Source organism: Bradyrhizobium sp. USDA 4369, assembly GCF_054056435.1.
Genome location: NZ_JBSRYH010000001.1, coordinates 2,530,865 through 2,553,206 on the forward strand (window position 1 = coordinate 2,530,865; position 22,342 = coordinate 2,553,206).

Genomic DNA, 22,342 nt, shown 5'->3' on the forward strand with positions numbered 1-22,342 from the left:
GATATGATGATATCAATGCCCAGGCGCAGCATCTGTCTCGGTTGGGTTGGTTAGTTAGCTCAGCCTACACGTCCACATTCGCCGACAGCGAATTGTCCTGAATGAACTCGCGGCGCGGCTCGACGACGTCGCCCATCAGCTTGGTGAAGATGTCGTCGGCCTCGTCGACCTCCTTGACCTTCACCTGCAGCAGGGTGCGCGCCTCGGTATCGAGCGTGGTTTCCCAGAGTTGCTGCGGATTCATCTCGCCCAGCCCTTTGTAGCGCTGCATGGCGATGCCCTTGCGGCCGGCATCGGTGACCGCCTCGAACAGGTCGATGGGGCCATGGATCACGGTCGGTGCGTCACCGCGGCGCAGGAAGCCGGGCTTGGCATAGGCCTCCTGCAAGCGCGCCGCGTAGTCGTCGAGCTTGCGCGCATCGGCAGAGGCAAGCAGGGCGTCGTCGATCACGGCGACGTCCTTGACGCCGCGCACGGTGCGCTCGAAGGTGAAACCCTGGCCTTCGACGAAGTGACCGATCCAGCCGCGTTCGACCTCGTCGGCGAGCACGTCGAGCCGCTTGGCGATGTACTCCGCCGCGGCATCGGCAGTGGCGATGTCACGGGTGATGTCCGCGCGCAGCACGCCGGCGATCGCCGCCTGCTCGACGACCGTGCGGTCGTAGCGGCTGTGCAGGTTGCGCAGAATGTTGCGGACGATGCGTGCCTCTTCGACGAGCGCCAGGAGGTCGCGGCCCTTGCGTTCCTCGCCCTCCGCGCTCTTGAACACGCAGTCGTCGAGGCCGCTGCCGATCAGATAATCCTCCAGCGCGCGCTCGTCTTTCAGATACTGTTCGGACTTGCCGCGCGTCACTTTGTAGAGCGGCGGCTGCGCGATGTAGAGGTGGCCGCGATCGATGATCTGGCGCATCTGCCGGTAGAAGAAGGTCAGCAGCAAGGTACGGATGTGGGCGCCGTCGACGTCGGCGTCGGTCATCACGATGATCTTGTGATAGCGCAGCTTGTCGATCGAGAAGTCGTCGCTGATGCCGGTGCCGAGCGCCGTGATCAAGGTGCCGATCTGCTCGCTGGACAACATCTTGTCCGGACGCACGCGCTCGACATTGAGGATCTTGCCGCGCAGCGGCAGCACCGCCTGGAACTCGCGGTTGCGGCCCTGCTTGGCACTGCCGCCGGCCGAGTCACCCTCGACGATGAACAGCTCGGACTTGGCCGGATCCTTTTCCTGGCAGTCGGCGAGCTTGCCCGGCAGCGAGGCGATGTTGTTGAGCGGATTCTTGCGCGTCAGTTCGCGCGCCTTGCGCGCCGCCTCGCGGGCGGCGGCGGCCTGGATCACCTTGCCGACAACGGTCTTGGCCTCGGACGGATGCTCCTCGAACCACGCCGACAGCGCCTCGTTGATGACGTTCTCGACCACCGGGCGCACTTCCGAGGACACCAGCTTGTCCTTGGTCTGCGACGAGAATTTCGGGTCGGGCACCTTCACGGAGAGCACCGCTGTGAGGCCTTCGCGGCAGTCGTCGCCGGTCAGCGCGATCTTCTCCTTCTTGGCGTGGGCATCCGCGTAGCCGTTGACCTGGCGCGTCAGCGCGCCGCGGAAGCCGGCGAGATGGGTGCCGCCGTCACGCTGCGGGATGTTGTTGGTGAAGCACAGCACGTTCTCATGATAGCTGTCGTTCCACCACAGCGCCGCCTCCACGGTGATGCCGTTGACTTCCGAGCGCACCATGATCGGGGCGGGAACGATCGCTTTCTTGTTGCGGTCGAGATATTTGACGAACTCCTCGACGCCGCCGGAATAGAACATCTCCTCGCGCTTCTCGACCGCATGGCGCATGTCCGAGAGCACGATGTGGACGCCGGAGTTGAGGAACGCCAGCTCGCGCAGGCGGTGTTCGAGCGTGGCGTAGTCGTATTCGACGATCTTGAAGGTCTCGGTGGAAGCGAGGAACGTCACCTCGGTGCCGCGCCGTCCTTGCGCCTCGCCGACCACCTTGAGCGGCGCCACGGCGTCGCCATGGGCGAACTCGATCAGGTGCTCCTTGTCCTCGCGCCAGATGCGCAGCTGCAGCTTGCTCGACAGCGCGTTGACGACGGAGACGCCGACGCCGTGCAGGCCGCCGGAAACTTTGTAGGAGTTCTGGTCGAACTTACCGCCGGCATGCAGCTGGGTCATGATGACCTCGGCTGCCGACACGCCTTCACCCTTGTGGATGTCGACCGGAATGCCGCGGCCGTCGTCGCGCACCGTGACGGAATTGTCGGCGTTGAGCACCACCTCGACGCGGCTCGCATAGCCGGCGAGCGCCTCGTCGATCGCATTGTCGACGACCTCGTAGACCATGTGGTGCAGGCCGGAGCCGTCATCGGTGTCGCCGATATACATGCCCGGGCGCTTGCGCACGGCATCCAGGCCCTTCAACACCCGGATCGATTCAGCGCCATAGTCGTTCGCGGTTGCAGGCTCGTTGTCGGCGATGGTTTGCCGGGCGGGTTCGGTCATGTGAGGCCTTTGAAAGGATCCCGAGGAGCGGTGTCGCGCGAGGGTGCTGAGAGCATTCTTTGTGCCATGAAAGAGCGGACGCGCCTAGCGCAAAAAGGCGCATCCTAAGATATTGAAGAAATAGGTTTTTTTAACGTTTTTTCAAGCCGCCCGAAGGCCTCGTCGGGGCCGCGCGAAAGGCCGATTCGAAGCGCCGTCTCCGGCTGTTGCAGCGCCGTTTCCGGCGCCCTTCGGGCGCCGAGATGACCGCTGAATCCGCCTGCGGCCGGGTTGGCCGGGCGACGCATCGGAACTGCAGCTCCTGCCGGTGGCCTTACGGCCGCGCGCTGATCCGGCCGCCTTCGACGTCGAAGATCTCGCCGAGCTCGCGCAGCTCGGCAAAGGCGGCGGGATCCGCCCCGGTCAGCCATACCTGGGCACCGAGCGTGCCGAGTTCGGCGAACAACGCCGTGCGGCGGCCGGGATCGAGATGGGCGACGATCTCGTCGAGCAGCAGCATCGGCACGATGCCGGTGGTCTCGGCGACCAGGGTCGCATGTGCGAGGACCAGCCCGATCAGCAGCGCCTTCTGCTCGCCGGTCGAGGCATCGCGCGCCGGCATGCTTTTCGGCGCATAGATGACGTGGAGATCGGTCAGATGCGGGCCGTCAAGCGTCCGCCCCGCCGCGGCATCGCGCGCGCGGTTGTCACGCAGCAGGGCGCGATAGCGGTCCTCGACGGCGAGCGCAGGCTCGGTCAGCAGCGCGTTCTCCATCCAGCCGTCGAGCGCGATCTCGGCCGACGGGAATGCGGAAGCTTGCCCGCGCTGGCGCAGCATCGCGGCGAGCTTCACCGCGGTCTGGCCGCGGCTCGCGGCGACGGCAACCGCAAGCTCCGCCGTCTCGCGCTCGATCGCGTCACACCAATGGTCGTCGAAATTGCGCACCTCGAGCAGCCGGTTGCGCGAGCGCAACGAGCGCTCCAGCGCCGAGACGCGGCTGGAATGTTCGCTGTCGATCGCGAGCACCAGGCGGTCGAAGAAGCGGCGGCGCTCCGAGGCTGCGCCCATGAACAGGCCGTCCATCGCCGGCGTCAGCCAGACCATGCGGATGTGGTCGCCGAACGCGGCCGCCGAGCCGACCGGTTCGCGGTCGATGCGGCAGCGCCTGACAATCGCGGCGTCGCTGCGCGGCGGCTCGATGCCGGTGCCGAAGGTCGCCAGTCCCAGCGCGCCCTCGATCTCCGCCGAGATCGCCCAGGAGCCGTCGCCCTGATTGTCGGCCACGTCTTCCAGCGTGGCGCGGCGCAGGCCACGGCCGGGCGCGAAGAACGAGATCGCCTCCAGGCAATTGGTCTTGCCGGCGCCGTTCGCTCCCACCAGCGCGACCATGTCCGCCTGCACGCTGACACTGGCCGCGCGATAGCTGCGGAAATGCGTCAGCGCGAGGCGATTGATGCGGGAGGGGGTCATGGAGAGGAGCTAGGACCTTAATTTCGTCATTGCCGGGCTCGACCCGGCAATTCATCGTCCGCGTCAGCGGACTGTTTCATCGTAGAGCTCGCGCCAGTCGGGATTAGTTGCCACGATCAGTCGATCTTCCATTCGCGTGGCCAGTGCTTGATGTTCTTCTCACGCTGCAGCGCGGCCGCGATCGTCTCATGCGCCTCACAGTAGACCAGTCGCTTGATCCCGTAGCGTCGCGTAAAGCTCTCCGCGAGACCTTCTCGGTGCTCATAGATGCGACGGACGAGATCATTGGTCACGCCGACATACAGCGTACCACCCGGTTTGCTCGCGAGAATGTTGACCCAGTAGGCCATTTGTTGAGATGGATGGCCGGGTCAAGCCCGGCCATGACGGATGATTGATACTTGTTGGCTGCGGTCCGCGGCGTCCATGGCAGCGCCGCTTCCGCGCTGCCGCTCACACCCGCATCGGCATCAGCACGTACAGCGCGTTGCGGTTGTCGCGGTCCTGGATCAGGGTCGGCGAGCCCGGGTCGGCAAGCCTGAGCACCGCGACCTCGCCCTCGATCTGGGCGGCGATGTCGAGCAGATAGCGCGAGTTGAAGCCGATATCGAGCGCGTCGGCGGCGTATTCGACCTCGAGCTCTTCGGTCGCGCTACCGGAATCGGGATTGGTGACCGACAGCACCAGCCTGCCGGGGGGAGAGCGCGAGCTTCACGGCGCGGCCGCGCTCGCTCGAAATGGTGGAGACGCGGTCGACGGCGGCGGCGAAGTCGGCCTTGTCGACGACCAGTTCCTTGTCGTTGTTCTGCGGAATGACGCGGCCGTAATCCGGGAAGGTGCCGTCGATCAGTTTCGATGTCAGAACGACCTGGCCCAGCGTGAAGCGGATCTTGCCCTGCGACAGCTCGATCCTGATCTCGCTGTCATTGTCCTCGATCAGGCGCTGCACCTCGCCGACGGTCTTGCGCGGCACGATCACCCCCGGCATCTCGGCGGCGCCGGCGGGTTGCGGGAGGTCGACCTGAGCGAGGCGGTGGCCGTCGGTCGCGACCGCGCGCAGGCTCGGCTGCTTGGCGGTGCCGCCGGCATGCAGATAGATGCCGTTAAGGTAATAGCGCGTCTCCTCGGTCGAGATCGCGAATTGGGTCCGGTCGATCAGGCTCTTGATGTCCTTGGCGGGAACCCCGAAGGCATGCGTCATGTCGCCCGCGGCGAGATCCGGGAAATCGCTTTCCGGCAGCGTCTGCAGGGTGAATTTGGAGCGGCCGGCGCGGATCGCAAGCACGGCGCGCTCACCATCGCTCTCCAGCACGATCTGCGAACCATCCGGCAGCTTGCGCACAATGTCGTAGAACATGTGCGCCGGCACGGTGGTCGCACCCGCGGTCGCGGTCTCGGCCGCCAGGGTTTCCGTCACTTCGAGGTCGAGATCGGTCGCGCGCAGCGAGAGCCGGGCATTCTCGGCACGCACCAGCACATTGCCCAGGATCGGGATGGTGTTGCGCCGCTCGACCACCCGATGGACGTGGCCCAGCGACTTCAGGAGCTGCGCGCGTTCGACGGTTACCTTCATTGCACTACCCGCCCGTTCCCAACTGAGCTTGTCCTGGAATGCCGGCGGGCTGAGCAGCGCCGCGGCCGATGGCTCCTCGCGCCCGAACGGCGCTTGGTCAGCGTCCAGGAGCGTGAGGGGGAAGCGTAAAGTGGCGCGGATGTGGCCCGAGCGCAAGTGATGGCGGGCCGATTTCCCATGTTTCGGCAGGCGCTTCCGCGATCCGGAGGCCAGGTCCGAGGGGGCGTCTGAAGGGCAGGGAGACCACGGCTGGGGGCGGACCTTCTGTCCGCTCCCCCGGGCCGTGCGGGCTCGTTCAGTCCTGAAGCTGGCGCTTCAGCGCCTCGACCTCGTCGTTCAGCGTCGTGTCCTTGCCGACCAGCGCCTCGATCTTGCGGACCGCATGCAGCACGGTGGTGTGGTCGCGTCCGCCGAAGCGGCGGCCGATCTCGGGCAGCGACCGCAAGGTCAGCGTCTTCGCCAGATACATCGCGACCTGGCGCGGGCGGACGACATTGGCGGTGCGCCGCGACGACAGCAGGTCGGAGCGGCTGACATTGTACTGCCGCGCCACGACGCGCTGGATATCCTCGATCTTGATCCGTTTCGGCTCCTGCGGCCGCACCAGGTCGCGCACCTCGCGCTCGGCCATATCCAGCGTGACGGGCTGGTTGTTGAGCTTGGAATGCGCCAGCAGCCGGTTGATGGCGCCTTCGAGGTCGCGGCCATTATGGGTGATGGAGCGGGCGAGATAATCCAGCACCGGCTCCGGCACGTCGAAGCTGGCATGATGGGCGCGCGCCGCCGCGACGCGCGACTTGAGAATGCCGAGCCGCAGATCCTCGCCCAGCGTGGCCATCTCGACGACCAGGCCGCCGGCGAGCCGCGAGCGGACGCGGTCGTCGAGGCTCTCGAGATCGGACGGCGGGCGGTCAGCTGCGATCACCACCTGGCGTCCGGCATCGATCAGCGCATTCAGCGTGTGGCAGAACTCCGCCTGCGTGGACTTGCCCTGCAGGAACTGCAGATCGTCGATCACCAGCACGTCGATGCCGCGCAGCGCCTCCTTGAAGGCCAGCGCCGTCTGCGATTTCAGCGCCGCAACGAAGCCGTACATGAACTTCTCGGCGGTGAGATACAGCACCTTGCGCTCGCCGCCGGCATTGCCGGCCCAGGTCACGGCCTGCAGCAGATGCGTCTTGCCGAGGCCGACGCCGGCATGAATGTAGAGCGGGTTGAACATCACGGGATCGCCGCGGCGGCCGTCGGCGACCTGGCGCGCGGCGGCATGGGCGAGCGTGTTGGCGCGGCCGACTACGAAACTGGCGAAGGTCAGGCGCGGATCGAGCGGCGAGCCGCCGAGCGCGTCATGGCTGGCCGCGACGGGCGTCATCACCGGCGCACGGGTGTCGGCAGGCTTGGCGTCACCGCGCTCGGCGCGGCGCGCCTCGACGGCGACCGGCGCCTCCTTGGCGGGCGTTGCGCAGCGCATGGCGGTGCGAACGGAGAGATCGATGCGATGCACCTCCGGCATCTCGGCCTGCCAGCAGGACAGCACGCGCTCGGCGTAATGCGCCTGGATCCAGCTCTTCAGGAACCGCGTCGGCACCGACAGATGAACGCTCTCATCCTGCACGGCTTCGAGGTCCATCCGCGCAAACCAGCTCGTATAGACGTCCTCGCCGACGGTCGAGCGCAGCCGACCCTTCACGCGAGACCAGCGTTCCTGTTCCGAATTTGTCATGGCAGTCGCAACTTTTCGAATTGAGTGGTGGTGTCAAGTGATCGCCGGGCAGATGTCCTGAAACGGAATCGCCAGCCGCGGCGAGACCTCGAGCGGAGGCTCAACTCCAGACATAGCTTCGCCGTTCAGCGCGCACGCTGTCGGGCAGATCAATGCTGGTCGAGGAAGTGTCTCCGCGAGGTCAGCGCATACTCCGATGCGCGATGAGGAGGGGAGGACCGATGGCCGTGCTGGTGGTGTCGACCGCTAAGGGTGCGTGATCCGGAACCGGTGTTCTGTGTCCAACCGTGATGTGTCCGTAAAGCATGCAACCTCCCCGCCTCGCCGTGATTGCTCACGGCAAGTTGTCATCTCGCACAAGTCTCAAAGGCAGACGCGTCCGAACCCCAGATTCAGCCGCTACGCCATACATCCCGTCCAATTGTCCACCCACTGAGCGAAGCTGTCGTAAGCTCCAGCCGGGTCGACCCTTGCCGTATTTCTCTTGTTCAAAACGGCACAACGATGATGTTGTGCCCGAGAAATTTCGACAATGATCAGCCGCTACCCATAATGACTATGGATACCGAACCGGCCATCGCTATGGAAAGCGTCGCCAACGCGCACACCGCCGCCGATTTGCACGTCCGCCCCGTTTCTAAAACCGCGCTGGTCTCAAGATCGTGGGCGCCGCGAGTGGATTAAAGAAATACATCATCCGCCGGGACTCGCAATCCATTTGATCGGAGCAGTCGTGACGAGTCTTTGCACCGCTTGCCGCATCGCGTCGCGCGTTAAGAAAGCAAGGTTTTGAATCATCGCGAGGAATCTCGGATGTGACAAACAACATCGTCTGCCCAAAATTTCTTCATAATTTTTTTACGTTGCCCCCGAGCGCGCCCGGTTTTCCAATCACTTGGTCGCGCTATGCGCTTAAGTCATTTTCGAAGCGAAGTTTTTTGCGATTACTTCAAGCGGGTAACTCCCGCCGCACAGCGTGCGCGAGTTGAGCCTCGGATTGTGTGCTCTTGACATCGATGCGCATGCACAATGCAGATTCGCGATTGTTTCAGGTGAGGCAAAATTGTCACCGCGTAGAACTACGGAACGCAGGCACGTAGGACTACGGAACGTGTCAGGCCTGCGCGACAGCACCGCGGTTCGAATGTGCGAGCGCGGCGCAGCGTCCCAATCTGGTTCACACGATTTCAGTCAGGCGTGGTGCGCGCCTGACATGCGCTGGTGGCCGGCTGCAAGGGGTGCGAGACAGAGAGCGCGCTAAAGACAGAGAGCACAAAAGAAAAGCCCGGCGTAAGCCGGGCTGTTGCATCTTGATTAGTTCGTTAGTCGCTCGAACGGTTCACTTCGCGAGCTTGGCAATCTGGTGCGTGAGGCGCGACACTTTGCGGCTCGCATTGTTCTTGTGAATGATGTTGCGCTGCGCGGCGCGCATCAGCTGCGGCTCGGCGTTGGCCATCGCCTTCAGCGCAGCTTCGCGATCGCCCTTCTTGATCGCGTCCTCGACGGAGCGAACCGCGCCGCGCATCTGGGTGCGGCGCGACTTGTTGATGATGGTGCGGCGGGCAATCTTGCGCGTCGCTTTCTTCGCGGAAGTCGTGTTGGCCATGCTCTCAAATATCCTTCGCCGGCGAGCAGTCGCCGCTCTTGCGGGTACGCGCGCGGCCCGCCTGACGCGGTCCCATCGACGCGGTGGTTGTTCGGACGCCTCTCTGAGAATGCCACGACCAGAGCGGGTCTGCTCGGTGGACCGGCGCTGCTCAAAGAACAGCGGCGGCGGGATTGCGCCCACCGCCAGTGGGGTACCTTATAGGCGCAGCCCCGCCGAGCGTCAACGGTCTCTGCGACCCCCGCTGCCGCCGAAACCGCGCAAAACGGGCTTCTAAACCCCTGACGAGGTTGAATTTCCCGAGGAGGCCCGCTATGGCCTTGCTGCCCTTCGGGGCATCTGAGAGAGGGCAGGTGAGGCATGATCCGCGGTTTTTTCCGGCTGGTGGGGCTGTTGCTGCTCGCCGGGAGCTTCATCTTCGTCGTCTATGACGGTGCGCGCTGGGTGGCCGACCAGACCCTGCAATTCACCCGCTTCGGCCAGCTCTGGAACGACGTCCATCAGTCGAGCCAGGCGGCGTTCAGGGCCTGGGTGGACGCCAAGGCGCCGTTCCTGTGGGAGTGGATCGTCAAGGTGCTGCTCGACCAGCCCGTTTTCGCCGTCCTTGGCCTGCTCGGCATCCTCCTGATGCTCCTGTTCCGGCCGCGCCGGCCGCTGATCGGCTATTCGCGCGACTGAGCGCGGCGGTTCGCCGCGTCCGACGACCGGCTGGCGCGCGGAACCCTGGGCCGCGACGCTGCGTCCGGCGTAACGGCGCTACTGCCCGGCGCGTAGAGTTCTATATATCCGGAACGATATCGGCCATCCTGCCCGCGGGCTCTCTCTTCCCGCGGAAACCCATGGCCATGAGCGGAGACATCCATGTTCTTCATGCGCAAATCCCCTGTCTTGCCGACCGCCGCCGACGCGCTGCCCGGCCGTGCCCAGCCGATCCCGACGGCGCCGACCCATTTCGTCAATGGCCGCCGGCTCTTGCCGCCCTATCCCGCCGGCCTGGAGCAGGCCGTGTTCGGGCTCGGCTGCTTCTGGGGCGCCGAGCGTAAATTCTGGCAGCTTGGCGAAGGCGTTCACGTCACCGCCGTGGGCTATGCTGGCGGCCACACGCCGAACCCGACCTATGAGGAAGTGTGCTCGGGGCTGACGGCTCATACCGAGGTCGTCCTGGTGGTGTTCGATCCGAAGGTCATCTCCTATGAGCGCCTGCTGAAGACGTTCTGGGAGAGTCATGACCCGACCCAGGGCATGCGCCAGGGCAATGATATCGGCACGCAATATCGCTCGGCGATCTACACCTTCAGCGATGCGCAGCGCGAGACGGCGGACGCGTCGAAGGCCGCCTATGAGACTGCGCTCCGCGCCAAGGGGCTCGGAGCAATCACGACGGAGATCGCGCCGGCAGGCCCGTTCTATTTCGCCGAGGATTATCATCAGCAATATCTGGCAAAGAACCCGGCCGGCTATTGCGGGCTCGGCGGCACCGGTGTGGCGTGTCCGATCGGCGTCGGTATCACTGCCTAGACGAGCGTTTCCAAAGTCTCGGTCCTGTTGAGATGGACATGTCGACCCCCGCTGTCGTCGTCCGCGTAGGCATGCGCGGAGCATGACAGCGTTTCAGGCGGCGAGCTCAAATCAGCACGGGGCGCCCATCCTGAGGAAACTCTCGTTGCGTTTCAGCGGCGCGTTGCCGTGACATGGGATGCCCTCTCCGGCCTCGTGGGAGAGGGTTTTTCTCGTAAGGCCGATGGCTCGCGTCGCGCGGTCTCTTCCAGGCGCAGTTGCGCGCGACGCAGACGACACGCGCCAACGATTTGTTAACCTTAACCGCGCATCACTAGGGCACATCCTCCTTCAAGGATTGTTCGAGTGCGCGCGTTTTTCGTTCCAGTCATTGCCGCCTTTTCCGCGATCCTGCTGTCGGGCTGTATGCACACGGCTTCCCCCGTCGCCGTCGGCCAGCCGCACAGTGATCTCGATGCAATGGCCTATGGGATGCCTTCCTCCGACCCGGTTGCCGCCACCGGGCAGGGTGGGGCCATCCCGGCGCTGCGCAACGCGTTTGCTGCCGCCCCGCGCGGTGGCGCCTATGTCATGCCCGCCGGCTACATGCCGCCGCGGTATGATGCTGCGTACCATCTCGACGCCGGCGACCGGCTGCGCGTCGTTGTCTACGGCCAGGAGGGGCTCACCAACACCTACGCGATCGATGCGTCCGGCGCGATCACGATGCCGCTGATCGGCAGCGTGCCGGCGCGTGGCCGCACCACGGCTGGTCTCGCCGCCGAGATCGCGGCCAAGCTGCGCAACGGCTACATTCGTGAACCATCGGTCGCGGTCGAGATCGAAGCCTATCGCCCGTTCTTCATCCTGGGCGAGGTGCAGGCGCCTGGCCAATATCCCTATGTTCCCAACATGACGGTCGAGAGCGCGATCGCGATCGCCGGCGGCTTCTCGCCGCGCGCGCGCCGCGACGTGGTCACGCTGACCCATACCGATGCGTCAGGCGCAGCCCGCTACGAGGTACCGTTGGGCACCTCGCTCAAGCCCGGCGATACGATTCAGGTCGGCGAGCGTTGGTTCTGATCTCGGCAGCTGCTCGCAGGTCCCGCTATCCGGCGGCTGTAAGCAACGTTGGCTTTATGTTCCCGTCATTGCCAGCGAAGCGGCGCAATTCAGAGTTAGGTTGAAATTCTGGATGGCCTCGTCGCTTCGCTCCTCGCAATGATGGCGGTTCTCAACGCAAATGCTGCGCGAAGAAGGCGAGGCTGCGCGTCCAGGCGAGACCCGCGCTTGCCTTGTCATAGCTCGCGCGCTCATCGCAGCCGAAGCCGTGCTGAGCGCCGGGATAGACAAAGATCTCGACATCGGGTCGCTTGGCCTTGATGGCGTCGACGTCGGCCAAGGGAATGCCGGCATCCTTCTCGCCGAAATGCAGCTGGGTGGGGACGGTGGGCTTGTCATCGGCGAAGCGCACGATGGCGCCGCCATAATAGCCGACCGCGGCCTTCAACCCGGTCAATTTGGTCGCCGCCGCATAGGCGATGCTGCCGCCGAGGCAGAAGCCGATGATCCCGACCGCGGCCACATCCTTCACGGCGTCGATCGCGGCCTGGGTGTCGCGCAGCATCGCCGGCCAGTCTGGATTGGCAACGAATTTCCGAGCCAAGGCGATTTCGTCAGGGGAATAACCTGACGTGAAGTCGGGTTCGATGCGGTCGAAGATCGCGGGCGCCACCGCGACATAGCCTTCGGCGGCGAGCCGGTCACAGACATTGCGGATGTGATGATTGACCCCGAAGATCTCCTGGATCACGACAAGGGCGCCCTTCGGCGTTCCCGCCGGATCTGCCCGGTAAGCGCCGAGCTGAAAGCCGTCTGCTGCAGTGAGCTTGATGTCCTGTCCCACGTTCCGTCCTTCCAACGATGAGTCCAAACCTCCGCGGCGGGCTACCGCCACATCCAATTGGTGCCGTAATCCTCTTTCCAACCGGTCAGCCGTCCGTTCCGGAACTTGAGAAACAGGCGATGACGATGCGGCACCAATCCGCTGCCGCCGAGATTCCGCAAGGCGAGATAGGTCTCGTTGCCGGGTGATCCCTTCACGTAGATCAGCGGCTGCGCCAGCGCGCGCGATGTCTCACCGACATCCATTCCGAAGGCAAGCGGCGACAGGTTGGATAACGTCGCTGTGAAAGGCGCGCGGTCGCCCGGCAAGGAACCCGTCTCGTGCGCGTCAGCGGGATTCGCGATTAGCAAATCCGTGAGCAGCGCGACGGACGAGAGCATGACGACGCCGAGACGCGGCGGTCTGTGCGCGGGTGTTCTCATGGACAGGCGTCTCCTTCGGCAGAACGCGGCCGACAGCCGCCGTTCTTAGCCTGTGCGGCGCCGCGATCCCAGCGCTTCTGCGCCGCACAACGCGGATTGACGATTCATTTCGCAGGGCGCTGTTCCAAATTCCGTTGCGTCACCGCAGCAACGCGATCATTCTTCATGATGGCTGGCATCTATCCGGTGGGTGCCAGGGACATCAACAAACCGAACTTCGCCGTAAGCGAAGTCGCACGCCGGGCGGGGAAGAAACCACATGCCTAATCTCACTATCAATGGGCGGACCATGTCCGTCGACGCGGCGAATGACACGCCGCTGCTATGGGTCATCCGCGAGCAGTTGCAGATGACCGGCACCAAGTTCGGCTGCGGCGCCGGGCTGTGCGGTGCCTGCACCGTGCATGTCAATGGCGAGGCGGTGCGCTCGTGCCAGACCATGGTCGGCGACGTCACCAACAAGAAGATCACCACCATCGAGGGGCTGTCGCAGAAGGGCGATCATCCCCTGCAGAAGGCATGGATCGCCGAGCAGGTGCCGCAATGCGGCTATTGCCAGTCCGGCCAGATCATGCAGGCAGCTTCGCTGCTCGCCAAGACGACGAGCCCGACCAAGGAGGAGATCGTCGCGCATATGGACGGCAATCTCTGCCGCTGCATGACCTATTCGCGGATCCAGAAGGCGATCCAGCGCGCCGCATCCGAAATGCGCACCGCGTCGAACACCAGCGACCGGAGGGCGACATGAACCAGCACGTCAAGGCAACGCCGTCGATGGCGCCCGATCTCAGCCGCCGCTCCTTCCTGGTCGGCACCGCCGCCACCGGCCTCGTGCTCGGCTATGCCGGCCTCGCCGACGGCGCGCTCGCCGCAACGACACCCGCGGGCTTCGAGCCCAGCGTCTGGTATTCGATCGCGCCGGATGGCCTGGTCACCGTGACCTGCGGCAAGGCCGATATGGGCCAGCACATCGCCTCGACCATGGCGCAGATCATCTGCGAGGAGCTCGGTGCGGCCTGGAAGGACATGCGCGTCCAGCTCGCCTCCAACGATCCGAAGTTCAACGATCCCGTGCTCGGCGCCCAGATCACCGGCGGCAGCTGGAGCACGATGATGAACTTCGACGCCATGAGCCGCGCCGGCGCGGCGGGGCGCATCGCGCTGACCGAGGCGGCCGCCACGGCGATGGGCGTGCCGGTGAAGGAGCTCGTGGTGCGCGACGGCGTCGTGATGCATCCGAGGTCGAAGAAGCAGATGAGTTATGCCGAGATCGTCAAGAGCGGCAAGATCACCAAGAGCTTCACGGCCGACGAGCTGAAGGCGCTGACCTTGAAGACGCCCGATCAGTACACCCTGATCGGTGTCTCGGTGCCGCAGCTCGATATTCCGTCGAAGACCAACGGCACGGCGAAATACGGTATCGATACGATGCTGCCGGGCATGGTCTACGGCAAAGTGGTGACGCCGCCGGTGCGCTTCGGCGCCACCGTCAAGTCCGTCGATGACAGCGAGGCCAAGAAGGTGCCCGGCTTCATCAAGGCGGTCGTGCTCGACGACAAGACCGGCTCCACGTCGGGCTGGGTGGTCGCGGTGGCCTCGACCTTCGCCAATGCCAAGAAGGCCGCGGATGCGCTGAAGATCAGCTTTGACAAGGGCCCCTACGCCAATGTCAGCACCGACACGATCATTACCGAGGCGATGCGGCTGCAGGCGCAGGACGATGCCGGGCAGTTCTTCGTCAAGGACGGCGATCCCAACGCGGCGCTGGCCGGCGCGGCGAAAGTGCTGGAGGCGGAGTACACCACCAGCATCAACATCCACGCGCCGATGGAGCCGATGAACGCGACCGCCGAGTTCAAGGGCGACATCCTGCACATCTATTCCGGCAATCAGTTCGCGACCCGCTCCGGCGCGATCGCGGCCGGTGCGGCCGGGATCGACCCGAAATACGTCGTGATGCACCAGGCCTGGCTCGGCGGCGGCTTCGGCCGCCGGCTCGATGCCGACATGATGGTGCCGGCGGTGCAGGCGGCGAAGGCTGTCGGCAAGCCGGTCAAGGTGATCTATTCCCGCGAGAACGACATGACGATGGACTACTCGCGGCCGCTCACCTACCAGAAAGTGAAGGCCGGGCTCGACAGCAATGGCAAGCTCATTGCCTTGAGCCACGACGTGGTCTCGGCCTGGCCGACGGCGCGCTGGGGCATCCCGGACTTCCTGACGCCGTCGGTCGACAAGAAGGGCCCGCTCGATTCGTTCACGGTCAACGGCGCCGACTTCTTCTACACCGTGCCCAACCACCATGTGCGCGCGATCAAGAACGAGCTCGCGCACAATGCGACGCCGTCCGGGCAATTGCGCTCGGTGGCGCCGGGGTGGACGTTCTGGGCGGTCGAGAGCATGATCGACGAGATCGCGGCCGCGTCCGGCCAGGACCCGGCGCAGTTCCGCATCACGCTGCTCGACGGCAAGGGCAAGAACGATGGCGGCGCGCAGCGGCTGCGCAACACGCTGCTGGCGGCGATGGGCCTGTCCGGCTACGGCAGCAGGAAGCTGCCGAAGGGCGAGGGCATGGGCGTGGCCTGCGTCTCGTCGCAGGAGCGGGCCAGCGCGAGCTGGACGGCCTGCGTCGCCCATGTCGCGGTGGCCGAGACCGGCGCGGTGACGGTGAAGAAGCTCACCGTGGCGACCGACGTCGGCACGCAGGTCCATCCCGACAACATCCGCGCCCAGGTCGAGGGTGCGGCGCTGTGGGGATTGTCGCTCGCGATGTACGAGAAGGCGACGTTGAAGGATGGTGGCATCGAGCAGACCAACTTCGACAGCTACACGCCGCTGCGGATGAGCCAGGTGCCGGAGGTCGCGATCGCCGTGATCGCCAATGGCGAGAAGGCGACCGGCGTCGGCGAGCCCGCGGTGACCGTGGTCGCGCCGGCGCTCGGCAATGCCATCTACAACGCCTGCGGCGCACGGCTGCGGTCGCTGCCGATCTCCGCGGAAGCGGTGAAGGCCAACATGAAGGCGTAGCGCATCGGGCGTGCACCGCTCTACCTGGGAACCGCCGGAGACCGTCTCCGGCGGTTCTTGTTTGTCGCCACCGCCGATGAATGCTGCGAAAATCAGCCGTTGCTCTTAACGTCCCGCTTACCGGAAAGCAGACAGCTTGAACGAACCGGTTAAGCCGTGACGAACCCGCATCCGGATAGGGTGCATGCGCAGCAAACCGCAGGGGCGAGCACGTATGAGCGCGACAGCCAAGCAGACCGCGACCGAGACCGCGACCAGGCGTCATCTCCTGCTCGCCTCCGATCGCGGCGACCAGAGCAGCGAGCTGGCGCGCATCCTGCGCTCGGTGGGCGATGTCGAAATGATGGCGACCACGGAGATTCCGGAGAATCCCGGCAACCGCTTCTCCGGCGTGATCGTGGATATCAATCTGCGCTCGCCGGAAAGCGTGCAGCGCGTGCGCAAGAAGCTCGCGTCGCGCGCCTATAGCGAGGTGCCGCGTCTGTTCGTGCTGGCCGAGGCGCTGCACCATGCCACGATGCAGGCCTGGGCGCTGGGCGCCACCGATACGATCGCGCGCCCGTTCAGCCCGGCGGACGTGCTGCAACGGATCCGCTCGGCCCTGCCGGCCGATGACGGCTATGACGAGAGTGATCGCGGCAAGCTGCTCAATCGCGGCGTCGAGGCCGCGCAGGCGGTGATGGTCAAGATGTTCGAGAAGCTGCCGGACGGCGTCGCGCTGACCATGGCGGACATCGTCGCCGCCGAAAGCAAGATCCTGAAGGCCATCAAGCACTCCTCGCTGCGCGAGTGGCTGACCGTCGTCGGCTGCCACCACAACGACACCTATCGGCATTGTTTGTACGTGACCGGCTTTGCGGTCGGCTTCTCGATCCATCTCGGGATGCGCGAGGAAGACCAGCGCCGCCTGGTGCGTGCAGCGCTGTTGCACGATGTCGGCAAGGCGTTCATTCCGGTCGCCGTGCTCGACAAGCAGGGCAAGCTGACCGCCGAGGAGATCGCCATTCTGCGCCAGCATCCGCGTCGCGGCTATGAGGCGCTCGCACGGCAGGGCGGCTTCCCGCCGGAGATGCTGGACGTGATCCTGCATCATCACGAATTCCTCGACGGCTCCGGCTATCCCGATGCCCTGCACAATGAGCAGATCAGCGACATCGTGCGCCTGACCACCATCGTCGACATCTATGCGGCGCTGATCGAGAATCGCGCCTATCGGCCGGCCTTCTCGCATGCGCGAGCGTTCTCGATCATGGAGAATATGGGGCCGAAGCTCGACCAGCAGCTGCTGCAGGCGTTCCGTCCCGTTGCCATGGGCGCTCACTGACCGGATCGCGCTGCGCGCAACCGTCGACCCGCTCCGCAGCCGCTGGACGCAAGTGCGGCCGGCTCGTGGTCCGTTACTCTTGCCGCAATAAAGACAATAGGCTGGAGGGACCGGATGGGCGCAGCCGCATCGGCCGACGAGGCGATTCCCCAGGACATCGCGGCCGCGCTGGTCGATCCGGCGTGCTACGCCGATCACCGCATCCATGATGCCTATCGCTGGCTGCGCGTCCACAATCCGCTCGGCCGCGCGCAGCTCGACGCGTTCGATCCGTTCTGGGTGGTGACGCGGCATGCCGACATTCTCGCGATCAGCCGCCAGAACGACCTGTTCCACAACGCCGACCGCGCCACGACCCTGACCAACAAGGCCGTGCTGGAGCGCGTCCACAAGATCACCGGCCAGCCCAATCTGGTGCGCTCGCTGGTGCAGATGGATGCGCCGGATCATCCGAAATATCGCGCGCTGACGCAGGGCTGGTTCATGCCCGCCAATATCGCCAAGTTCGAGCCGCGCATCCGCGAGATCGCCCGGGCCACGGTCGATCGCATGGCCGCGAAGGCCGCGGCCAATGCGGGTGTCTGCGAGTTCGTCGCCGACGTCGCGCTCGGCTATCCCCTGCACGTGATCATGGAGATCCTGGGTGTCCCGGAGGCGGACGAACCGCGCATGCTCAAGCTGACGCAGGAGCTGTTCGGACCGCAGGACCCGGACACGGCGCGGGTGCGCGAGGCGCTGTCGGCCGAGGTGTTCGCGGCGATGCTGCAGTCCGTCGTGGCCGACTTCGCCGCCTATTTCCAGCGCATCACCGAAGACCGCCGCGCCCATCCCCGCGACGATCTCGCCACGGTCATCGCCAACGCCAAGATCAATGGCGAGGACATGCCGCTGCATGACCGCACCAGCTACTACATGATCGTCGCGACCGCGGGCCATGACACGACCTCGTCGTCGACGGCCGGTGCGATCTGGGCGCTGGCCGAGGACCCCGCGCAGTTCGCACGTGTCAAGGCCGATCCCGAGCTGATCCCGGGGCTGGTCGACGAAGCGATCCGCTGGATGACGCCGGTCAAGCATTTCATGCGCAGCGCCACCGCCGACACCGAACTCGGCGGCCGCAAGATCGCGAAAGGCGACTGGCTGATGCTGTGCTACGCGTCCGGCAATCGCGACGAGGCCGTGTTCGAGGAGCCCGACAGGTTCCGCAGCGACCGCCGGCCGAACCGGCACTTGGCCTTCGGCTATGGCGCGCATCTATGCCTGGGGCAGCACCTTGCCAAGCTCGAGATGCGCATCCTGTTCGAGGAGCTGCTGCCGCGCCTGAGCTCGCTGTCGCTGGCCGGTCCGGTGAAGATGACCCAGGCCACCTTCGTCAACGGACCGAAGACGTTGCCGATCCGTGTGACGATGGCCTGAGGCCGCTCAGTCGAGCAGCTTGCGCAGTTCGGCCTTCGCGACCTTTTCCAGCGTCGAGCGCGGCAGCTCGTCGACCAGCCGGACCTCGCGCGGCACCTTGAAGTCGGCGAGTCCCGCGCGGCAGGCCGCCAGCACCTTTTCGGGCAATTGGTCGCGCGGAATGCCATCCTGTGCGATCACGAACGCGACCGGTACCTCGTCGAGCATCGGGTGCTTCTTGGCGACCACAGCTGTTTCGCGCACGCCTGGCACCGTGATGATCACCTGCTCGATCTCGGACGCCGCGACATTCTCGCCGCCGACCTTGAGCATGTCCTTGGTGCGGTCGCCGAACTTGATGAAGCCGTTCTCCAGACGCGTGACCCGATCACCGGTGAGGAAGAAGCCGTCGGCATCGAAGCTCGTCCGCGTCGCCTCCGCGTTGTAGAGATATTCTGCAAACAGCGACAGGCCGGGAACGCCCTTGATGGCGAGGTTGCCGGTGCCGCCGACCTCCGTCGGCCGGCCGTCATCGTCGATGATGCGGATGGTGTATTCCGGCGCGGCGCGGCCGATCGACATCGGCGTGTTCGGCTGGTCGATGTCGCCGACAATGCCGTGGGTGATGGTCTCGGTCATGCCCCACCAGCCGATGATCTTGATGCCGAACTTGGCGAAGGCCATAGGCTCGGACATCGCGGTGCCCCACAGCCGGAATTTGTGATTCTTCGGCACCTCCTGGTCGAGCAGGGCCTTCATGCAGAACGGGATCGTCGAGGTCCAGGTGCAGCCATGCTCGAGCGCCACGGGCCAGAACCGGCTGGCCGAGAAGCGCGGCTGGATCACGCAGCTGGCGCCGACCCACAGGCTTGCGAGCATCGAATAGGCCAGTGCATTGGTGTGGAACAGCGGCAGATAGGTCTGGTGCACGTCGTGTTGATGCAGGCCCTCATGCACGGCGTTGACCTTGGCGCCCCACAGCGCATTGGCATGCGTCCACAGCACCGCCTTGGGCCGCGACGTCGTGCCTGACGTGTACTGCACGCTACAGGGGGCGAACGGATCGACCGGCCGCCGCGGCCGGTCGGCGCTGTCGGCGAACAGCGTCTCGAAACGGTCGCCCACGCCGACGGTGGCCGTTTCCGACTGCCCAGGATCATGCGAGATCACCGCAAGCCAGCGGATGCCGCGGCAATGCGCCGAGATCATCTCGGCATAGGCCGGCTGGGTGATCGCGGCCACGGCGCGGCAATGCTCGGCGAAATAGCTCATCTCGGCCGCGGCCGAGCGCGTGTTGGTGGTGACAGCGAGCGCGCCAAGCTCGACACAGGCGAACCAGGCGAGCATCGCCTCGACGCAATTGTCGAGATGGATCAGCACGGCGTCGCCCGGCTTGACGCCGCGCTTGACCAGGCCGGCGGCCAATGCACCGACCCGTTCATGGAACGCGCCGTAGCTCCAATGGCGGGCCGGGGCGTCGAACGGCGCCCAGATCAGGAAGGGATGGTCACGCCGGGTCTCGCTGCGCTGCTTGAGCAGCCACGGCACGTCCATGCCGTCGAACGGCGTCACCGTGCCCCGCGCCATGCTGGTTCCGTTCATCTGTCCTCCCGATCATTGATGTGCGGGCACTGCTGGCCGCTTGATGTGGTCTTGCAGGGTGTTTTGCCATTCCCCGCCTCTGCAATCAAATCGGGATTGAACCCGCCTCTCGTCGCGCGCGACCAATGGCGCGGCAAAACGCGCCCGGAGGTTTGCATGCTGACCTGGCCACGACCATGGCGGTTGCCCGATGCTCGCTATTTCCAGATCGCGGCATTGGCGACGCTGCTGGCTGTCAACTTCGCGATCATCGATTTCGGGGCCCGTCCTGCGGCAAGCCTGATCGCCGTTGCGACGGCGCTGCTCACGCAGGCCCTCGGCTGCCGTCTCTCCGGTGTGCCGTTCGATGCCAAGTCGCCCTTGATCACCGGCCTGTCGCTGAGCCTGCTGCTGCGCGCCGATGCGCTGTGGCTGCATGCCGCCGCGGCCCTGATCGCGATCGGCTCGAAACTCGTACTGCGCGTCGACGGCAAGCACATCTTCAATCCCGCCGGCTTTGCCATCGTGGTGCTGCTGTTCACGGCGCGCGGCGTGTGGATCTCGCCGGGCCAATGGGGCGCCGAGATCTGGTTCGCAAGTCTGGCCGGCCTGTTCGCGCTTCTCGTGCTCAGTGCCTCGCACCGTGTCGATATCGCGATCTGTTTCTTCGCCAGCCACGCCGCGTTGCTGCTGCTGCGCGCCGCCTGGCTCGGCGATCCCGTCGCCATTCCGCTGCATCAGCTGCAAAGCGGATCATTGCTGATCTTCACCTTCTTCATGATCTCCGACCCGCGGACATCGCCGGATTCGCGCGTGGGCCGCCTGCTTTTCGCGATCACGGTGGCCGTCGCCGCGCACTATCTGGCTTTCGTTCTGCAGATGCGTCCGGCGCTCTATGTCGCGCTGATCGCGCTGTCGCCGCTCACGCTCGTGCTCGACCGGCTCGTGCCGGCCGCGCGCTTTTCCTGGTGTCCTTCCGTTCCGAAAGGAGTTTCGACATGACCCTGCGCATCGACAAGATCTTCCGGACCAGTGTCGCCACAGCTGCGATCGTGGCCCACGCGGCCGTGGTCCCGGCCAATGCATTCTGCGGCTTCTACGTCGCGCAGGCGGATGCCAAGCTGTTCAACAAATCCTCGAAGGTGGTGCTGGCCCGGGATGGTGAACAGACCTCGATCACCATGGCCAGTGACTTCGAGGGCGACGTGAAGGAGTTCGCGGTTGTCGTCCCCGTGCCGACGTTCATCGAACGCAAGCAGATCGGCGTGGTCGAGCCGAAGACGATCGACCATCTCGACAGATATACCGCGCCGCGGCTGGTGGAGTATCACGACGAGGATCCGTGCCATCCGATCATGTACCGCATGGCCCCTGGCGCTCCGATGCCGCCCGCGGTTGCAAGAGGCGAGGCATCCATGTCCCGCCAGTACGGCGTCACCATCGAGGCGAGCTACGACGTCGCCGAATACGACGTGCTGATCCTGTCGGCGCAGGAGAGCGACGGCCTGACGCGCTGGCTGACCGACAATGACTATCGCATCCCGCAGGGTGCGGAGACGGTGCTCGGCAGCTACATCAGGCAGGGCATGCGGTTCTTCGTCGCCAAGGTCAATGTCGAGCGCATGAAGGCGGTCGGCAACGGCACTCTGCGTCCTCTGCAGGTGCGCTACCAGAGCGCCAAGTTCATGGTGCCGCTGCGGCTCGGCACGGTCAATGCCGCAGGGCCGCAGGATCTCATCATCTACGCACTCACCAGGAGCGGCCGCATTGAAGCCGCCAACTACCGCACCGTGAAGATCCCCACCGACATCGACGTTCCGCTCTACGTCAAGAACGAGTTCGGCCCGTTCTACAAGGCGATGTTCGAGCGCGCCGTGGCGCGCGAGAACATGCAGGCGGTGTTCGTCGAATATGCCTGGGACATGGGATGGTGCGATCCCTGTGCCGCCGATCCCATGAGCAACAAGGAATTGGCCGAGCTCGGGGCGCGCTGGATCGGCAGCAGCGACGACACCGCGTTCAGCGCCATGCGCCGCGGTGGCGGCTCCGATGCCTTCGTGACCCGGCTGCACGTCCGCTACGACGCCAAGACGTTTCCCGAGGACATCGTGTTCACGGAGACCAGGGACCGCAGCAACTTCCAGGGGCGCTACGTGCAGCATCATCCGTGGCGCGGCCAGGCCACATGCGAGGCGGCCAAGTCTTATCAGGACAGACTCACCGCGCGCTTCACCAAGGAGGCGACCGATCTCGCCGCATTGACCGGCTGGCCGCGCAGCGAGATCGTCGCCAAGATGGTGCAGAGCGGCGAGGGCGAATTGAAGTGACGCGCTGC

Annotated in this window: 16 protein-coding genes and 2 pseudogenes; 9 read left to right on the forward strand and 9 right to left on the reverse strand. The window is 65.2% G+C overall.

What is annotated here, in order from left to right; genetic code table 11:
- Nucleotides 1–64 precede the first annotated feature (64 nt).
- The 6 genes and pseudogenes from gyrB to rpsT form a co-directional block, all read right to left on the reverse strand.
- Nucleotides 65–2,503 (reverse strand): DNA topoisomerase (ATP-hydrolyzing) subunit B, encoded by a 2,439-nt coding sequence (gyrB, locus tag ACVIJ6_RS11510; RefSeq protein WP_456772813.1) that lies wholly within the window; start codon nt 2,501–2,503, stop codon nt 65–67.
- A 313-nt stretch (nt 2,504–2,816) separates the two neighbouring features.
- Complete coding sequence (gene recF / locus ACVIJ6_RS11515; RefSeq protein ID WP_456772814.1) at nt 2,817–3,953, reverse strand: DNA replication/repair protein RecF; 1,137 nt, start codon at nt 3,951–3,953, stop codon at nt 2,817–2,819.
- Nucleotides 3,954–4,016: 63 nt separating this feature from the next.
- A pseudogene (locus tag ACVIJ6_RS11520) lies at nt 4,017–4,303 on the reverse strand (GIY-YIG nuclease family protein).
- Between the two features lie 103 nt (nt 4,304–4,406).
- A pseudogene (dnaN, locus tag ACVIJ6_RS11525) lies at nt 4,407–5,526 on the reverse strand (DNA polymerase III subunit beta).
- A 295-nt stretch (nt 5,527–5,821) separates the two neighbouring features.
- Complete coding sequence (gene dnaA, locus ACVIJ6_RS11530) at nt 5,822–7,249, reverse strand: chromosomal replication initiator protein DnaA (RefSeq protein WP_011942530.1); 1,428 nt, start codon at nt 7,247–7,249, stop codon at nt 5,822–5,824.
- A gap of 1,339 nt (nt 7,250–8,588) precedes the next feature.
- Nucleotides 8,589–8,855: a 30S ribosomal protein S20 gene (gene rpsT, locus ACVIJ6_RS11535; protein ID WP_012047584.1), complete on the reverse strand. Its 267-nt coding sequence runs from the start codon at nt 8,853–8,855 to the stop codon at nt 8,589–8,591.
- A 360-nt stretch (nt 8,856–9,215) separates the two neighbouring features.
- On the opposite strand from rpsT, the gene ACVIJ6_RS11540 reads away from it, so the two are divergent.
- From ACVIJ6_RS11540 to ACVIJ6_RS11550, 3 genes are all read left to right on the forward strand, one after another.
- Complete coding sequence (locus tag ACVIJ6_RS11540) at nt 9,216–9,533, forward strand: hypothetical protein (protein ID WP_012047583.1); 318 nt, start codon at nt 9,216–9,218, stop codon at nt 9,531–9,533.
- Between the two features lie 183 nt (nt 9,534–9,716).
- Nucleotides 9,717–10,373: a peptide-methionine (S)-S-oxide reductase MsrA gene (gene msrA, locus ACVIJ6_RS11545; RefSeq protein WP_456772815.1), complete on the forward strand. Its 657-nt coding sequence runs from the start codon at nt 9,717–9,719 to the stop codon at nt 10,371–10,373.
- 345 nt (nt 10,374–10,718) lie between these two features.
- Nucleotides 10,719–11,435, forward strand: a complete 717-nt coding sequence (locus tag ACVIJ6_RS11550) for a polysaccharide biosynthesis/export family protein (protein WP_456772816.1) — start codon at nt 10,719–10,721, stop codon at nt 11,433–11,435.
- A 151-nt stretch (nt 11,436–11,586) separates the two neighbouring features.
- Here ACVIJ6_RS11550 and ACVIJ6_RS11555 read toward each other — a convergent pair whose 3' ends face one another.
- Nucleotides 11,587–12,258, reverse strand: a complete 672-nt coding sequence (locus ACVIJ6_RS11555) for a dienelactone hydrolase family protein (protein WP_456772817.1) — start codon at nt 12,256–12,258, stop codon at nt 11,587–11,589.
- A gap of 41 nt (nt 12,259–12,299) precedes the next feature.
- On the reverse strand, nt 12,300–12,680 hold the full coding sequence (locus ACVIJ6_RS11560; protein ID WP_456772818.1) for a hypothetical protein: 381 nt from the start codon (nt 12,678–12,680) through the stop codon (nt 12,300–12,302).
- Between the two features lie 259 nt (nt 12,681–12,939).
- Between ACVIJ6_RS11560 and ACVIJ6_RS11565 the strand changes: the two genes are divergently transcribed.
- The 4 genes from ACVIJ6_RS11565 (at nt 12,940) to ACVIJ6_RS11580 (ending at nt 18,447) form a co-directional block, all read left to right on the forward strand.
- Nucleotides 12,940–13,428 (forward strand): (2Fe-2S)-binding protein, encoded by a 489-nt coding sequence (locus ACVIJ6_RS11565; protein WP_012047578.1) that lies wholly within the window; start codon nt 12,940–12,942, stop codon nt 13,426–13,428.
- Entirely contained in the window at nt 13,425–15,707 is a 2,283-nt protein-coding gene (locus tag ACVIJ6_RS11570; RefSeq protein WP_456772819.1) for a molybdopterin cofactor-binding domain-containing protein, read from the forward strand. Before ACVIJ6_RS11565 ends, ACVIJ6_RS11570 begins: the two co-directional genes overlap by 4 nt.
- Nucleotides 15,708–15,921: 214 nt before the next feature.
- The gene (locus tag ACVIJ6_RS11575) at nt 15,922–17,031 is read left to right on the forward strand and encodes an HD domain-containing phosphohydrolase (RefSeq protein WP_456772820.1); all 1,110 of its coding nucleotides are present in this window, start codon (nt 15,922–15,924) and stop codon (nt 17,029–17,031) included.
- A gap of 114 nt (nt 17,032–17,145) precedes the next feature.
- Nucleotides 17,146–18,447 carry a cytochrome P450 gene (locus tag ACVIJ6_RS11580; protein ID WP_456772821.1) on the forward strand — a complete coding sequence of 434 codons (1,302 nt, stop codon included), beginning with the start codon at nt 17,146–17,148 and terminating at the stop codon, nt 18,445–18,447.
- A gap of 6 nt (nt 18,448–18,453) precedes the next feature.
- Here the strand turns inward: ACVIJ6_RS11580 and ACVIJ6_RS11585 are convergent, their stop codons facing one another.
- On the reverse strand, nt 18,454–20,028 hold the full coding sequence (locus ACVIJ6_RS11585) for an AMP-binding protein (RefSeq protein WP_456772822.1): 1,575 nt from the start codon (nt 20,026–20,028) through the stop codon (nt 18,454–18,456).
- Nucleotides 20,029–20,184: 156 nt separating this feature from the next.
- On the opposite strand from ACVIJ6_RS11585, the gene ACVIJ6_RS11590 reads away from it, so the two are divergent.
- Entirely contained in the window at nt 20,185–21,009 is an 825-nt protein-coding gene (locus ACVIJ6_RS11590; protein WP_456772823.1) for an RnfABCDGE type electron transport complex subunit D, read from the forward strand.
- Nucleotides 21,006–22,334, forward strand: coding sequence for a DUF2330 domain-containing protein (locus ACVIJ6_RS11595; RefSeq protein ID WP_456772824.1), 1,329 nt, complete (start codon nt 21,006–21,008; stop codon nt 22,332–22,334). The genes ACVIJ6_RS11590 and ACVIJ6_RS11595 overlap by 4 nt, the downstream gene beginning before the upstream one ends.
- Nucleotides 22,335–22,342: the final 8 nt, after the last annotated feature.